Genomic DNA, 15,195 nt, shown 5'->3' with positions numbered 1-15,195 from the left:
GCGGCGATTCGCGCGTGCGGCGGGCGGGAACGGCCTAGTCGGCCGTCCCTTCGGCATACGCACGCAGCCCGTTCGCCAGCGCATCGAACACGGCCCGGCAACGCGGGCTCGTCCGCAGATCCTCGTGCATGACCATCCAGGTTTCCAGTTTCGTCGCGGGCCCGTCCGGCAGCACGCGCACGAGCCGCGCATCGCGCTGCGCGAGCCGGTTCTGGCAGAAGCCGATCCCGTAGCCCGCGCGAATCATCGCGAGCTGCGCGAGATTGCTGTCGGTGCGCAGCGCGAACGCATCGCGGTTCCACAGCGGCATCCCGCGCCCCGCCGCGCGGATGAACGGCGTGACCGTATCGAAGCCGATCAGCGCGTGATGGGCGAGTTCGTCCGTCGATGACGGCGTACCGTTGCGCGCCAGGTAGTCGTCGCGCGCATGCAGCCCGACTTCCAGCGCGCCGATGCGCCGCGCGACGAGCGCCTCCTGCGCGGGCGGCGCCATCCGCACCGCGATGTCGGCCTCGCGATTCAGCACGTCCTGGATGCGGTCGGTCGGCACCAGTTCGATCACGAGCCCCGGATGGTCGCGCCGCAACTGCGCGAGCATCGGCGGCAGCACCTCCACCGCGATCACGTCGCTGGCCGAGATCCGCACGGTGCCGCGCACGCCCGCGCCGTGGCTCGCGGCCGCGCGCTCGAACGCGGCCGCCGCGCTGCGCAGCGCCTCGGCATGGCCGCGCAGCGCCAGGGCCGCCTCGGTCGGCAGCAGCCCCGACGGCGAGCGCGTGAATAGCGTCTGGCCGAACGCGGCTTCGAGCGCCGCGACGTGGCGGCCGGCCGTCGGCTGCGTGATGCCGAGCGCGCGCGCCGCGCCCGACAGCGAGCCTTCCGTCAGCACGGCGAGGAAGGTGCGGTAGCGTTCCCAGTTCAGATCGATGGCCATGCATAAATGTATAGACGATGCATCGGGTTAGGCAATTCCTTGTTAGGCTGCCTCGCGCCAGAATGGGTGCTGACAACGGTTCATTCACGGAGAACGGCAATGACGGCGAACGCAGGCGGGACGCAACGACAGGCACTCGTGCTCGGCGCGAGCGGAGGTATCGGCGGCGAGGTCGCGCGTCAGTTGCGCGATGCCGGCTGGCAGGTGCGCGCGCTCAAGCGCGGGCTCGACGCCGAGACGGTGGAGCGCGACGGGATCGCGTGGCTGCGCGGCGACGCGCTCGACCGCGAGGCGGTGGTTCGCGCGGCGCGCGGCTGCAGCGTGATCGTGCATGCGGTGAATCCGCCCGGCTACCGGAACTGGTCGACGCAGGTGCTGCCGATGCTCGACAACACGATCGCGGCGGCGACGCTGGCGCAGGCGACCGTCGTGCTGCCGGGGACGGTCTACAACTATGGCCCCGACGCGTTTCCGGTGCTGCGCGAAGAGGCGCCGCAGCATCCGGTGACGCGCAAGGGCGCGATCCGCGTCGAGATGGAGCGGCGGTTGCAGGCGGCGACCGCGCAGGGCGTCCGGACGATCATCGTGCGGGCCGGCGATTTCTTCGGGGCGCACGCGGGCAACAACTGGTTCGGGCAGGCGCTCGTCAAGGCCGGGCGGCCCGTCGCGGCCATCAGCGTGCCGGGCCGGCCGGGCGTCGGCCATCAATGGGCGTACCTGCCGGACGTCGCGCGCACGATGGTCGAGCTGCTCGAGCGGCGCGACACGCTGGCGCCGTTCGCGCGCTTCCACTTCGGCGGTCACTGGGACGCGGACGGCACGCAGATGGCGCAGGCCGTACGCCGCGTCGCGCAGCGGCACGGGATGCGCCCGACGGTGCGGCGTTTCCCGTGGTGGCTCGTGTGGGTCGCGGCGCCGTTCGTCACGACGATGCGCGAGATGCTCGAGATGCGCTATCTGTGGCGCGAGCCGCTCCGGATGGACAACGCGCGGGTGACGGCGGTGCTGGGCCGCGAGCCGGTGACGCCGCTCGATACGGCGGTGGAGGCGACGCTGGCCGGGCTGGGCTGCTTGCGATGACGGCGAGTGCTCAAGGCGGGTGACGGGGCCGCGTGCGGGTCATGTTCTTTATTGCCTGCGCACCCGCCACCGTCCTTTACGCGACAACCGGCAATACCTCGACCTCGTACCGGTGCCGCAGGCTGCGCCCGAGCACCGGATCGTGGAGTTCCATCTCGAACGCGTCACCGTCGCTCATCGCCGCGATCGCGCCGTGTACGGCGACCGTGCCGCCGAACATCGCGCAGCGCGCGGGCATCGTGCGCCGGTCGTCGAAGCGATGCCACAGCGCGGCGGGCGCAAGCAGCCCGCTGACCGCGCCGTGCTGATACGCGATGCGGCTGCCGCCGGGTTTGATCCACCACGAACGCATCTCGATCGCATCCCAATGATCGGCGACGTCCGCATGACGCCACGCCTCGCGGCCGAGTGGTTTCGCGCACACCTGTTTCGACACCGCGACGCCGTAGGCCTCGACTTCCCGATCCGTATGATCGGAGCCGACCGTCACCAGCGTGCCGACCGGGCTGTCGATCAGCACGCACTCGATCTCGCCGCCCGAGCGTGCGCCGAGCACGCCGATCGACGGCGCCTGCGTGAGCAGCGCGGACGACACGCGATAGAAACACGGCGTGGCCGACGGCGACGCGACACCGAGCGCCGCGAGTTCGTCGATGTGCACGCGGATCGCGTCCGGATCGCGGCCGGCCCAGCCGGCGATCACGACACGTTCGATCTCGACGTCGACCTGGGCGGGCGCGCCTTGCAGGGACATCACGTTGAACGACAGGGTTTGCATGCGGGTATCCGTTCGAAGTGCGAATGAGTGAAACGACGGGCGGGGATGCTCAATCCGCGAGCGGCCGATGCGCGGTCTCGCGCGCGGCCAGCAGCGCGATCGACGTGATGACGAGCGCCGCGGTGACGTACAGCGACACGGCCGTCGTCGTGCCCGTCTGGTGGAACAGCGTGGCGATCACGAGCGGTGCGAAGCCGCCGCCGGCGATGCCGGCGAGCGTGTAGGCCAGCGACGAGCCCGCATAACGCACGCGGGTCGGGAACTGTTCGGTGACGAACGCGCCTTGCGGGCCGTACATCACAGCATGGATCACGAGGCCGATCGCAACCGCCGCGACGATCGCGCCCGGCCGCGCCGAATCGAGCATCGCGAAGAATACGAACGCCCATACGATCCCGGCGATCGCGCCGGCGAGGTATACCGGACGGCGTCCGAAGCGGTCCGACAGCGCACCGAAGAACGGCACCGCGAGCGCGTTGCAGGCCGTGCCGATCATCACGGCCGTCAGCGCGACCGGGCGCGACAGGTGCAGCACGGTCGTCACGTAGGTCAGCGTGAACACGACGATCAGCGCGTACAGCACGTCGGAGCCGATCCGCGAGCCGCCGGCGATCAGCAGGCGCCGCCAGTGACACTTCAGCACTTCGGCGACAGGCACGTCGGCGGTCGCGTGCGATTCGGCGAGCTGCTCGAACTGCGGCGTTTCGTCGACGCCGCGCCGCAGCCAGAAACCGAATACGACGAGCAGCGCGCTGGCCGCGAACGGCACGCGCCAGCCCCACGACAGGAAGGCGTCGGACGTGGTGGAGAGCGTCACGAGCGCGATGCAGCCGGTGCCGAGCAGCGTGCCGAACGACGGGCCGATCTGCGTCCACGACGCGGACAGTCCGCGCCGTTTCTGGTCGCCGTGCTCGACCGACAGCAGCACCGCGCCGGCCCATTCTCCGCCGAGCGCGACACCCTGCACGAAGCGCAGCGCGACGAGCAGGATCGGGCTCAGGATGCCGGCCTGCGCATAGGTCGGCAGCGCACCCATCAGCGCGGTCGTGACACCCATCAGCACGAGCGTGAGCATCAGCACCGCGCGGCGGCCGATGCGGTCGCCGAGGTTGCCGAACACGAAGCCGCCGAGCGGACGCGACACGTAGCCGACCGCATAGGTCGAGAACGCGAGGATCGTGCCGGCCAGCGGATCGACCGACGGAAAGAACAGGTGGTTGAAGACGAGCGCGGCGAGCGTGTTGTAGATCGTGAAGTCGTACCACTCGAGCGACGTGCCGATCATGCTCGCGGTCGCGAGTCGGCTGTTGCGGACGCGGCGGGGCGCGTGGGCGGCGGGCTGGGCGAGAGTGCTCATGGTGTCGGGCATGTCGTGAAGAAGGACGGGGGTGACGCGCGGAGACCGATGCGCGGGCCGCGTGTGGATCACGGACGGCGCGGCCGGTGGCGGCGTCGGCGTTCAGGCCGGCAGCGCGGCGGCGGCTGGTTTTGCTTGGGCGTCGCGACCGGCGGCCGGCAGCGGCGCGGCGGCGCGCCACAGCAGGTCGAAGGTGCGCACGTCGTCGTGACCGGCGATCGCGGCGGCGACGCGGCGCGTGGCCGCGGCATCGCTGCCCTCGATCAGCACGAGCGCGTCGGCGGCCGGAGGCGCGGCCGCATCGGCGCCGACCGGCGCGGACAGGTCCGGCGCGGTGCGGAACAGCCGGGCCGCGTGGATGCCGGGTTCGTGCAGCGCCGCGTCGAAGCGCTCGCGCAGGTGCGGCACGTCGACGCGCTCCGGCGGTAGCACGAACAGCGCGAGATGCATGCCTTCGCCGTCGCCGGCCTCGATCGTCAGGTCGCCGACCCGCCGCTGCGTGCCCGTCATCCGTTCGAAGTTCGCGAGCGACCACGCGGTCTGCTGCGTGAACGCGCGCCGGTACGCGTCGCTATGGAATACGTCGAGCGTGTCCGTCACGTACAGCGCGAGGTACTTGCGCGGGCCGCCGTCGGTCGCGCGAAACCGCCGCGCATGCGTGAAGCCGGGAATCGCGACACGCTCCTGCATGTGCTCGCGGTCGTACCACGCGTTGAAATCGGCTTCATGCGCGGGATCGATGTCCGTCCAGACGCAGAGCTGGCCGTGCGGAAGGGAAAGGCGGGACATGGCGGGTTCCTTGTGACGGGGTGTGTCAGGAACCGCAGTGTCCCGAAGACGGGCCGCACCCGTCCAACAAGAAAACAAATTCGCGGTGAACAGGTTTTCTTATGAGCGGCGCGGGCGGCGTTTCGCCGGGGTGGCGGGCGACGCGGATTGGGGCGTGCGTCTTGCCGACGCGGGTCGGGCTTTTTTCGCCGAGCGGGCGGGGGACTTGTCGACGATGTCGGTCTCGGCCTTTGCCGATGCGGCGGGCTTCGCATGACTGGAAGCCGCCGGCATCGCGCGCGCGACTTCGCTCGCCAGTTCCGCGATGCGCGCGGCGACCGGCAGGCCCTGCGTGCGATACGACGCGACGAGCGGCAGCGCGGGGAATTCGGGTTCGACGTCGAGCAGTTCGAGCGCGCCTTCCTGCAGTTCGCGCCCGATGATCGCGGGCGGCAGCGCGGCCACGCCGAAACCGTCGGCGACGAGCCGGATCATCGCGGCGACCGACGTGATGCAGTTGATGCTGGCCGGCCGCTCGACGGCCGCGAACAGCCGCTCGATCGTCGCGTGCGGGCCCGAGTGGCGCGAGAAGCTGATGATCGGGTAAGCGGCAAGCCGCGCGACGTCGAGCCGTTCGCCACCGAGCCCGAGACGCGGGCTCGCCGCCCAGCGCACCGGGAATTCGCACAGCGGCAGGTTCGTGAAGTCGGGGCCCGGCACCGGGTCGGTCTGCAGGATCAGGTCGACGCCGTCGGTGCTCAGCAGGCGGATCAGGTGCAGGGTCGTGTCGCTGGTGATCTCGACGTCGAGGCGCGGATAGCGCTCGCGCAATTGCGCCATCAGTGCCGGAAACCAGCTGTGGACGATCGACTCGATCACGCCGATCCGGATCAGCCCCGCGTCGCTCGCCGCGTCGATGTCGCGCCGCATCTCGCTGTCGAGCCGCACGATGCGTTCCGCGTACGCGAGCATGCGCCGCCCCGCGGGCGTGAGCGTCGCCGAGCGCGTGTTGCGGTCGAACAGCCGCACGTCGAACGCTTCTTCCAGCGACGCGATGCGGCTCGACACGGCCGCCTGCGTCGTGTGCAGTTTCTCGGCCGTGAGCCGGAAGTTCTCCAGCTTCGCGAGCCAGACGAAGGTTTCTAGAAACCGGATGTTCATGGAATTCCGATCGGTGAGGCAGGGCCGCGCAGGGGCGGCGGGATCGGTCGATGTTAGCGGATTTCCGGGGCGGGAAGCGCGCGCGGCGTGGTGCATGCGCCGGGCGAAGGGACGGGCGGTCGCGTGCCGGCGGGCGAGCGCGGCCGCCCGTCACGATGCGCGCGCGGGCGATGCGTCCCCGTGCAGCGAAGATGCGTGGTGCGGGCGGCGTATCCCCATGCATCAAAGCGTGTCGAATGCGAGGGTCGGCACGTCGACGACCGTTGCGCCGCCGTCGGCGACGAGCGTCGCGCCCGTTACGAACGACGCATCCGGTGATGCCAGGAATGCGCACACGGCCGCGATCTCGTCCGGATCGGCCGCGCGCCGCAGCGGCACGTCGGCGCTCACGCGGGAATACGCGCCGTCGAGCGTGTCGCCGTATGCGGACATCAGCGGTTCCATTTCCGCATCGGCCATCGGCGTGCGGACCCAGCCCGGGCACACAGCGTTCGCGCGCACGCCGTGCGGCCCGTAGTCGCGTGCCAGCGATCGCGCGAGCCCGAGCAGCGCATGCTTGCCGACCGTATAGCCGCATACGCCGGGCCCGGCCGCGAGCGCGGCGATCGACGCGACCAGCACGATGCTGCCGCGCTGCGCGATCAGGTCGGGCAGGCACGCGCGTGCGCTGACGAACGCGGTGTCGAGGTTCGCATGCAGCGCGTCGCGCCATTGCGCGTCGTCGGTTTCGTCCGCGCGGCCGAGACCGTGGCCGCCCGCGCACGCGACGAGCGCATCGACGGGGCCGAACCGCTCGGCGATCTCCGGCACGAAGCGGGCCCAGTCGGCCGTGCTCGCGGCGTCGCCGGCGAGCGCGAGGCCGCCCGTCTCGGCGGCGAGCGCGTCGAGCGGCGCGCGGCGCCGCCCGATCAGCACGACGTGATCGCCGCGGGCGGCGAAGCGGCGCGCGCACGCGGCGCCGATGCCGGTGCCGGCGCCGGTGATCACAATCGTGCGGGGTTGCGGGTGCGTCATGTCGTTCTCCGGAAGGGGGGGCGTTCCGGTCACTTTAGGCAGCACGGATGAACGCCGGTATCAGCCGAAAGGATGAACGTGAATGAGTAGCGATGGCCGGCGATGACGTAACGCCGCACGGCGAGGCGCCCGCGTTTCTGCCGTTCCGGATCCGGGGCGAGCGTGCATCCGCCCGCCGGGGGGGCGACTGATATTCGGACGCCTGACCAGTTCGGAATCCGGACGTCCCAAGGCGAATCGCCTACCCGAAGCAACCCGCTTCATCCGATGGGCGCCCCGCCTGGCTTGACCGGGGCGCGCCGACCGGCCGGATCCACCGAATGGCACGGTTGTTGCCTCCTTGCAGATGAGCCGACGCCCGGGATCGAACGATGACCCCGTTCGAACCGGAGCGCGGCTCATCACGACTTCAATCATTGGAGACATCACCATGGAAGGACTTTCGCAAGTCCAGGTCTTGGGCATCGACGCAGGCGGCACGATGACCGACACCTTCTTCGTGCGCGAGGACGGACGGTTTGTCGTCGGCAAGGCGCAAAGCAATCCGGAGGATGAATCACTCGCGATCTTCAACTCGTCGCAGGACGCGCTCGCGCATTGGCAACGCGACGTCGACGACGTCTATCCGGAACTGGTCACCTGCGTGTATTCCGGCACTGCGATGCTCAACCGCGTCGTGCAGCGCAAGGGGCTCGACGTCGGGTTGCTCGTCAACAAGGGCTTCGAGCACGTGCACCTGATGGGGCGGGCGATCCAGAGCTACCTCGGGTACGCGCTCGAAGAGCGCATCCACCTGAATACGCACCGCTACGACGAGCCGCTCGTGCCGTTGTCGCGAACGCGCGGCGTCACCGAGCGTACGGACGTCCAGGGCGAGATCGTGATTCCGCTGCGGGAAAACGAAGTGCGGCAGGCTACGCGGGAGCTCGTCGCCGCCGGTGCGAAAGCGATCGTCATCTGTTTTCTTCAGTCGCACAAGAACGCCGCGAGCGAGCGCCAGGCGCGGGACATCGTGCGCGACGAGCTGGCTGCGCGCGGCGTCGATCTCCCGGTGTTCGCATCGGTCGACTACTACCCGCAGCGCAAGGAAAGCCACCGGATGAACACGACGGTGCTCGAAGCGTATGCGGCCGAGCCGTCGCGGCAGACGCTCAGGAAAGTCAGCGACCGCTTCCGCAAGCACGGCGCGAAATTCGACCTGCGCGTGATGGCGACGCACGGCGGCACGATCAGCTGGAAAGCGAAGGAACTGGCGCGCACCATCGTGTCGGGGCCGATCGGCGGCGTGATCGGCTCGAAGCTCCTCGGCGAGGCGCTCGGCTACGACAACATCGCATGCTCGGACATCGGCGGCACGTCGTTCGACATGGCGCTCATCACGAAGGGCAAATTCGCGATCGCGTCCGACCCGGACATGGCGCGCCTGGTGCTGTCGCTGCCGCTCGTCACGATGGATTCGGTCGGCGCGGGCGCCGGCAGCTTCGTGCGGCTCGATCCGTACAGCGGGGCCATCAAGCTCGGGCCGGACAGCGCCGGCTATCGCGTCGGCACGTGCTGGCCCGACAGCGGCCTGACGACGGTGTCCGTATCCGATTGCCACGTCGTGCTCGGCTACCTGAACCCGGACAACTTCCTCGGCGGCCAGATCAAGCTCGACGTGAATCGCGCCCGCGAGCACATTCGCGTGCAGATCGCCGAGCCGCTCGGACTCTCCGTGGAGGATGCGGCGGCCGGCGTGATCGAGCTGCTCGACCTGCAACTGCGCGAATACCTGCGCTCGAACGTCAGCGCGAAAGGTTACAACCCGACCGAATTCGTGTGCTTCTCGTATGGCGGCGCGGGGCCGGTTCATACCTATGGCTACACCGAGGGCCTCGGCTTCAAGGATGTCGTCGTGCCGGCGTGGGCGGCGGGCTTCTCGGCATTCGGCTGCGCGTGCGCGGATTTCGAGTATCGCTACGACAAGAGCGTCGATCTCGCGCTGCCGCAGCTCGCGTCGGACGCCGAGAAGGCGCAGGCCGCGCAGACGATCCAGAAAGCCTGGGCCGAACTGACCGCCAAGGTGATCGACGAGTTTCGCATCAACGGTTTCGGCGAGCGGGACGTGATATTGCGGCCGGGCTTCCGGATGCAGTACATGGGCCAGCTCAACGACCTCGAAATCGAATCGCCGATCGCGGGCGCGTCCGGTGCGGACGACTGGGACAAGATCGTGACGGCCTTCGAAGAGACCTACGGCCGCGTGTACGCGAGCTCCGCGCGCTCGCCGGAGCTGGGTTTCTCGGTCACGGGCGCGATCATGCGCGGCATGGTCGTCACGCAGAAGCCGGTATTGCCGGAAGACGCCATTGCCGGCCCCACGCCGCCGGCGGACGCGCGTATCGGCACGCGGCGTCTGTATCGGCACAAGCAGTGGCATGACGCGGTGATCTGGCGAATGGAGTCGCTCAAGCCGGGCAACGAGATCGCGGGGCCCGCGATCATCGAATCCGACGCGACGACGTTCGTCGTCCCGAAGGGCTTCGCCACCACGCTCGACAAGCACCGCCTCTTCCATCTCAGCGAAGTCAAGTAAGGAGACATGCGATGAACATGATGTCCAGCCAGGAAGTCGGCTTCGCCGATCTGCTGAAGAACGGCCAGACGCTCAAGCAGTTTCGCGACGGCATTCTCGAGCGCACCGCGCAAACCGGCCATTACAACGGGCTCGAACGGCTCGAGCTGCGCGAGCGCGATCCGATCCGCTACGAGAAGATCTTCTCGAAGCTGCGCGGCGGCCTCGTGCATGCGCGCGAAACGGCCAAGAAGATTGCCGCGAGCCCGATCGTCGAGCAGGAAGGGGAGCTGTGCTTCACGCTCTACAACGCGGCGGGCGATTGCGTGCTCACGTCGACCGGAATCATCATCCACGTCGGCACGATGGGCGCGGCGATCAAGTACATGATCGAAAACAACTGGGAAGCCAATCCGGGCATTCAGCCCGGCGACATGTTCACCAACAACGACTGCTCGATCGGCAACGTCCACCCGTGCGACATCGCAACGATCGTGCCGATTTTCGCGCACGGCAAGCTGGTCGGGTGGGTTGGCGGCGTCACGCACGTGATCGATACCGGCGCGGTGACGCCGGGCTCGATGTCGACGGGCCAGGTGCAGCGTTTCGGCGACGGCTACATGATTACGTGCCGTAAGACAGGGGTGAACGACACGCCGCTGCGCGATTGGCTGCACGAGAGCCAGCGCTCGGTTCGCACGCCGAAGTACTGGATTCTCGACGAGCGCACGCGCATCGCCGGCTGCCACATGATCCGTGATCTGATCGAGGAAGTGATCGACGAGGAGGGCCTCGACGCCTACGAGAAATTCGGCTTCGAGGTGATCGAGGAAGGACGGCGCGGGTTGCAGACGCGCCTCAAGGCGATGACGCTGCCGGGCAAGTATCGCAAGGTCGCGTTCGTCGACGTGCCGTACGACCATCCGGACGTGCAGACGTCGTCGGCGTTTGCGAAGCTCGACTCGATCATGCATTCGCCGGTCGAGATGGAGATCCGCAAGGACGGCTCGTGGCGTCTCGATTTCGAAGGCGCGAGCCGCTGGGGCTGGCACTCGTACAACGCGCACCAGGTCGCGTTCACGAGCGGCATCTGGGTGATGATGACGCAGACGCTGGTGCCGACGCAGCGCATCAACGACGGCGCGTATTTCGGCACCGAATTCCACCTGCCCAAGGGCGCGTGGATGAACCCGGACGACCGCCGCACCGGACACGCTTACGCGTGGCACTTCCTGGTGTCGGGCTGGAGCGCGATGTGGCGCGCCCTGTCGCAGGCGTACTTCAGCCGCGGCTATCTCGAGGAGGTCAACGCGGGGAACGCCAACACGTCGAACTGGCTGCAGGGCGGCGGGATCAACCAGGACGGCGACATCCATGCGGTGAACAGCTTCGAGGCGTCGTCGTGCGGCACCGGCGCGTGCGCGATCAAGGACGGTCTGAATCACGCGGCCGCGATCTGGAACCCCGAAGGCGACATGGGCGACATCGAGATCTGGGAGATGGCCGAGCCGCTGCTGTACCTCGGCCGCAACGTGAAGTCGAATTCGGGCGGCTACGGCAAGTACCGCGGCGGTTGCGGATTCGAGACGCTGCGCATGGTCTGGAAGGCGCAGGACTGGACGATGTTCTTCATGGGCAACGGCTACATGAACAGCGACTGGGGCCTGATGGGCGGCTACCCGCCCGCCACCGGCTATCGCTTCGAAGCGCATCGCACGGGCATCGAGGAGCGCATCGCGCTCGGCGAGAGCCTGCCGCTCGGCGGCGATACGAATCCGGACCTGCCGGATTACGAAAACCACCTGAACGCCGGCGCGATCGTCAAGCGCGACCAGCAATGCATGACCACGGAGGACTGCTACAGCAACTACGATCTCTACCTGAACTATCTGCGCGGCGGCCCCGGCTTCGGCGATCCGCTCGACCGCGAGATCGACGCGATCGAACGCGATCTCAACAACGCGGTGCTGCTGCCCGAATACGCGCAGAAGGTCTATGGGGCGGTCGCGACGCGGGATGCCAACGGCATCTGGACGGTCGATCCGCAAGCGACCGCGCTGCGGCGCATCGAGATCCGCAACGCGCGGCTCGCGCGCTCGCAACCGACCCGCGAATGGATGAAGGGCGAGCGCGAGCGGATCCTGCTCAAGCATGCATCGACGCAGGTGCGGCACATGTTCGCGACGAGCTTCGGCCTGTCGACGAAATTCGAGCAGCAGTTCCGCGCGTTCTGGGAGTTGCCGGACACGTGGACGCTCACCGAGGACGAGCTCGACGTGCCGACCTACGGCTCGAAATTCCGCATGGACCTGTCGAAGATGCCCGACGTCAATACGGTGGTGCTGGTCGAGGAGTGAGCCGGACCCTGCGCACTATCACCCACATGGAGGACTGGAGATGTCTACCTACACCAAGGAACAGATCAGGAACATGGTCGACGGCAAGCTCGACTGGGACACCACGTTGCGCATGCTGTCGATGCCGAAGGACGGCGAGCGCTTCCGGATGTACGTCGATGCGCTGCAGCAGAAGCTCGGCTGGAAGGACCGCATCGTGTTGCCGCTCGGCCCGCACCTGTACATCGTGCAGCAATGGGCGACGAAGCACTGGGTCACGCAATGCGACTGCGGCCATGTGTTCTGCGATTACCGCGACAACTGGAAACTGCACGCGAACATCTTCGTGCGCGAATCCGAAGAGGCGATGGACGAGGTCTACCCACGCTTGATGGCGCCCGACACGCAATGGCAGGTCTATCGCGAATACTACTGCCCGACCTGCGGCGCGATGCACGACGTCGAGGCGCCTACGCCGTGGTACCCGGTCATTCACGACTTCGAACCCGACATCGATGCGTTCTACGCGGAATGGGTGAAGCTGCCGGTTCCGGAGCGCGTGCAATGATCTGACGTTTGACGCTGTCCGCGTGGCTCGGCGTTCGCCGGCCTCGCTTCGGCTTCGTTCGCGGAAAGTGTTCGATTTCCGGCCGTTCGATTTTCGAACGGCCGGTTTCTTTTCGGCCACCGGCTCTCGACGGCGTGCCGAGCCGCGCGACGACGCGAGGGCGACCGCTTGCTGGCGCGCGCATTGCTTGCAGTGGTTGGTGTCCGGACGGACGTCGAGGCGCCGGGACGGAGTACGATAGTCGCTACGCTCGCCGCCGGCTGCGGTCGGGCGCCCCACAAAGTCGACAAAATGGCCGCTGAGACGGCCGTGCGGTTGGTGCCGTCACGACACCGCCAGGAGACAGACATGCAACAGAGAGGCACGCCGATGGACTGGTTTCCCAGTCCACGCCATGACGCGAGCATCATGGCCGCATGGGAGCATCTGGTGACAGGCAGCGAGTGGCGTTCGCCCGACGTACGCGGCGTGGTCGACGATTCGTGGCAGCGCTGTCTCGTCAGTCGCGTCGATCCCGGCGTCGACCGCGCGCCGCCGCCGCTCGATGAAGACGGGCTCGTGCAGTGGCGCACGTCGAACCGTCGCCTCGTCGATGCCAGTCTGCCGCTGATGCAGCACACCCGGGATTTTCTTTCGCAGACGGGTACGGTAATGCTGCTGGCCGATCCGAGCGGGATGATCCTCCAGCAGGAGGGCGACATGCGGATCGTCGAGCCTGCGCGCGAGGTCGGCCTCATTCCGGGCTGCGAGTGGACCGAGCTGAATTGCGGCACCAATGCGATCGGCACCGCGCTCGCGCTCAGGCAGCCGGTCCAGATCCATGGCGCGGAGCACTTCTGCGCGGGCATCAAGCGCTGGACCTGCTCGGCGACCGTCATCCAGGATCCGCGCGACGGGCACGTATTGGGCGTGATCGACATTTCGGGGCTCGCGCAGACCTACAACCCATACAGCCTTGCGCTCGCGGTATCGCTTGCGGGCCGCATCGAAAGCCGGCTCGCGAAGGAGGGCATGGCGCGCCGTCTGAGCCTGCTCGACCGCTGCGCGTCACGCTTCGGTGCGTCTTCCTCCGATGCGGTGATCGTCGTCGACGAACGCGGCCGACTCGTCAAGGCCAACGCGCAGGTCGTTCCGGTGTTGCGCCGGCTCGGATTCGATATCCGGTGCGACGCGGCGTTCGCGCTGCCCGAACTCGAGCACTACGCGGGCGACGGCCGCCTGTCGGCGAGTGCGCCGGCATGGCTGTCGCGCAGCCACATCGAAACCGTGCGTGACGGTGCGGACGTGCTCGGCTACATGATCGTGACGCCGGGCATCACGAATCCCCGCGGCGCCGTTCCGATCGCGCGCGGACGGGAACGGCACGGCGGTGAGCCGCGAGGGTTCGAGCGTATCGTCGGCGACAGCGCCGCATTGCGGGCGGCCGTGAATCGTGCGCGCCAGCTCGCGCCGTCCAGGGTGCCGGTGCTGCTGCTCGGCGAAACCGGCGTCGGCAAGGAACTGTTCGCGCAGGGTATCCACCAGGCGAGCGATCGCGCCGACGGTCCGTTCGTTGCGCTCAACTGCGGCGGGTTGTCGAGAGACCTCCTGGCCAGCGAGTTGTTCGGCTACGCGGAAGGCGCATTTACCGGCGCACGCAAGTCCGGTGCGGCGGGCAAGATCGAAGCGGCCGATGGCGGCACGCTGTTTCTCGACGAGATCGGGGAAATGCCGCTCGATATCCAGCCGCACCTGCTGCGCGTGCTGGAGGAGAGCGAAATCTATCGCCTGGGCGAGAACACGCCGCGCAGGGTGAATTTCCGGCTGGTCGCGGCGACGCACCGGGATCTGAAGGACGCAGTCGCGAAAGGCCGGTTCCGGATGGATCTGTACTACCGGATCGCGGTCACGACCGTGTCGATTCCGAACTTGCGCGAGCGCGGCGAGGACCTGCCGGCGCTGATTGCGCATTGGCTCGGGCATCTGTGCGAGTCGTATGGCCTCTCCCCGAGGTCGTTCGACGACGATGCGTATGCACGCCTGTTGCGCTATCCGTGGCCCGGCAATGTGCGCGAGCTGCGGAACGCGATCGAGGGGGCGCTGCTGTTGTCGGACAGCCCGGTGATAAAGGCCGACAAGCTGCCTGCCGAGATCGGCGCGGGGGCGCCGATCGATGCATGCGCCGCGCGGGCCGTCGACGCGCTCGCGCCGGATGCGGGCGACTCGTTGAAGATGGCCGAGGCGGAATCGATCCGTCGCGCGCTTGCGCGTCATGCCGGCAATCTGACGAAGGCAGCGAGTCAACTCGGCATCGCGAAGAGCACGCTCTATGAAAAGATCCGCAAGTACCGCTTGCTCGAAGCAGTGAGCGACGTTCGTCGAGGTCACGCGAAGTAAGTCGCGGCAGGCCTGGCCCGGCGGCAGACGGGCAAGCCTGGTTCTTCCGCCGGTCATCTCGTCCTCCCGGGCCGCACGCGCCGTCATTTTGCAAAGAATGACGATGTCGCCGGTCCGGTCGCTCTATGCTCCTTATTTTGCGATAAGACGCCAAGGTCGGCAAAATGGCGCGTGCGCCAGCCTGTCGTCCGGGTGCCGCGTGCGTCGTGTAACGGCGGGGCGGCGCGGTACTGCATGGTGCCGCGCCACTGACCGGGCGGTGCCGCCGT

The 15,195-nt window shown here is 68.1% G+C and carries 11 protein-coding genes; 5 read left to right on the top strand and 6 right to left on the bottom strand.

Translation table 11 applies throughout. The annotated features are described in order from the left end of the window. Positions 1-34 precede the first annotated feature (34 nt). The gene (locus tag DIE02_RS31475; RefSeq protein ID WP_124489057.1) at positions 35-934 is read right to left on the bottom strand and encodes a LysR family transcriptional regulator; all 900 of its coding nucleotides are present in this window, start codon (positions 932-934) and stop codon (positions 35-37) included. Positions 935-1,033: 99 nt separating this feature from the next. On the opposite strand from DIE02_RS31475, the gene DIE02_RS31470 reads away from it, so the two are divergent. Further along, complete coding sequence (locus tag DIE02_RS31470) at positions 1,034-2,014, top strand: NAD-dependent epimerase/dehydratase family protein (RefSeq protein ID WP_124489056.1); 981 nt, start codon at positions 1,034-1,036, stop codon at positions 2,012-2,014. A 76-nt stretch (positions 2,015-2,090) separates the two neighbouring features. Here DIE02_RS31470 and DIE02_RS31465 read toward each other — a convergent pair whose 3' ends face one another. The 5 genes from DIE02_RS31465 to DIE02_RS31445 all read right to left on the bottom strand — a co-directional run bounded on the left by DIE02_RS31465 (position 2,091) and on the right by DIE02_RS31445 (position 7,092). Beyond that, on the bottom strand, positions 2,091-2,792 hold the full coding sequence (locus DIE02_RS31465) for a DUF2848 domain-containing protein (protein ID WP_124489055.1): 702 nt from the start codon (positions 2,790-2,792) through the stop codon (positions 2,091-2,093). Positions 2,793-2,841: 49 nt separating this feature from the next. Beyond that, on the bottom strand, positions 2,842-4,161 hold the full coding sequence (locus DIE02_RS31460) for an MFS transporter (RefSeq protein ID WP_124489054.1): 1,320 nt from the start codon (positions 4,159-4,161) through the stop codon (positions 2,842-2,844). A gap of 90 nt (positions 4,162-4,251) precedes the next feature. Further along, positions 4,252-4,938: a DUF4286 family protein gene (locus DIE02_RS31455; RefSeq protein WP_124489053.1), complete on the bottom strand. Its 687-nt coding sequence runs from the start codon at positions 4,936-4,938 to the stop codon at positions 4,252-4,254. A 99-nt stretch (positions 4,939-5,037) separates the two neighbouring features. Continuing rightward, entirely contained in the window at positions 5,038-6,078 is a 1,041-nt protein-coding gene (locus tag DIE02_RS31450; protein ID WP_124489052.1) for a LysR family transcriptional regulator, read from the bottom strand. Between the two features lie 222 nt (positions 6,079-6,300). Continuing rightward, on the bottom strand, positions 6,301-7,092 hold the full coding sequence (locus tag DIE02_RS31445) for an SDR family NAD(P)-dependent oxidoreductase (RefSeq protein WP_124489051.1): 792 nt from the start codon (positions 7,090-7,092) through the stop codon (positions 6,301-6,303). A 430-nt stretch (positions 7,093-7,522) separates the two neighbouring features. Here DIE02_RS31445 and DIE02_RS31440 point away from each other — a divergent pair, with 430 nt between their 5' ends. The 4 genes from DIE02_RS31440 to DIE02_RS31425 all read left to right on the top strand — a co-directional run bounded on the left by DIE02_RS31440 (position 7,523) and on the right by DIE02_RS31425 (position 14,926). Continuing rightward, the gene (locus DIE02_RS31440) at positions 7,523-9,667 is read left to right on the top strand and encodes a hydantoinase/oxoprolinase family protein (RefSeq protein WP_185500298.1); all 2,145 of its coding nucleotides are present in this window, start codon (positions 7,523-7,525) and stop codon (positions 9,665-9,667) included. A gap of 11 nt (positions 9,668-9,678) precedes the next feature. Further along, positions 9,679-12,003 (top strand): hydantoinase B/oxoprolinase family protein, encoded by a 2,325-nt coding sequence (locus DIE02_RS31435; protein WP_124489050.1) that lies wholly within the window; start codon positions 9,679-9,681, stop codon positions 12,001-12,003. Positions 12,004-12,043: 40 nt separating this feature from the next. Next, positions 12,044-12,550, top strand: coding sequence for an acetone carboxylase subunit gamma (locus DIE02_RS31430; protein ID WP_034180969.1), 507 nt, complete (start codon positions 12,044-12,046; stop codon positions 12,548-12,550). Between the two features lie 348 nt (positions 12,551-12,898). Continuing rightward, a complete protein-coding gene (locus DIE02_RS31425; RefSeq protein ID WP_260427349.1) occupies positions 12,899-14,926 on the top strand; it encodes a sigma-54-dependent Fis family transcriptional regulator in 2,028 nt (675 codons plus the stop codon). Positions 14,927-15,195: the final 269 nt, after the last annotated feature.

Source organism: Burkholderia sp. Bp8991 (assembly GCF_003853795.1).
GTDB lineage: Bacteria > Pseudomonadota > Gammaproteobacteria > Burkholderiales > Burkholderiaceae > Burkholderia.
The sequence above is the reverse complement of the archived record's forward strand: the minus strand, read 5'-3'. Positions and strand labels throughout refer to the sequence as shown.

Coding starts and splice junctions, on each gene's coding strand:
- DIE02_RS31425 (WP_260427349.1), top strand. CDS start 12,899: ATGCAACAGAGAGGCACGCCGATGGACTGGTTTCCCAGTCCACGCCAT.
- DIE02_RS31460 (WP_124489054.1), bottom strand. CDS start 4,161: ATGCCCGACACCATGAGCACTCTCGCCCAGCCCGCCGCCCACGCGCCC.
- DIE02_RS31455 (WP_124489053.1), bottom strand. CDS start 4,938: ATGTCCCGCCTTTCCCTTCCGCACGGCCAGCTCTGCGTCTGGACGGAC.
- DIE02_RS31465 (WP_124489055.1), bottom strand. CDS start 2,792: ATGCAAACCCTGTCGTTCAACGTGATGTCCCTGCAAGGCGCGCCCGCC.
- DIE02_RS31445 (WP_124489051.1), bottom strand. CDS start 7,092: ATGACGCACCCGCAACCCCGCACGATTGTGATCACCGGCGCCGGCACC.
- DIE02_RS31430 (WP_034180969.1), top strand. CDS start 12,044: ATGTCTACCTACACCAAGGAACAGATCAGGAACATGGTCGACGGCAAG.
- DIE02_RS31435 (WP_124489050.1), top strand. CDS start 9,679: ATGAACATGATGTCCAGCCAGGAAGTCGGCTTCGCCGATCTGCTGAAG.
- DIE02_RS31440 (WP_185500298.1), top strand. CDS start 7,523: ATGGAAGGACTTTCGCAAGTCCAGGTCTTGGGCATCGACGCAGGCGGC.
- DIE02_RS31475 (WP_124489057.1), bottom strand. CDS start 934: ATGGCCATCGATCTGAACTGGGAACGCTACCGCACCTTCCTCGCCGTG.
- DIE02_RS31470 (WP_124489056.1), top strand. CDS start 1,034: ATGACGGCGAACGCAGGCGGGACGCAACGACAGGCACTCGTGCTCGGC.
- DIE02_RS31450 (WP_124489052.1), bottom strand. CDS start 6,078: ATGAACATCCGGTTTCTAGAAACCTTCGTCTGGCTCGCGAAGCTGGAG.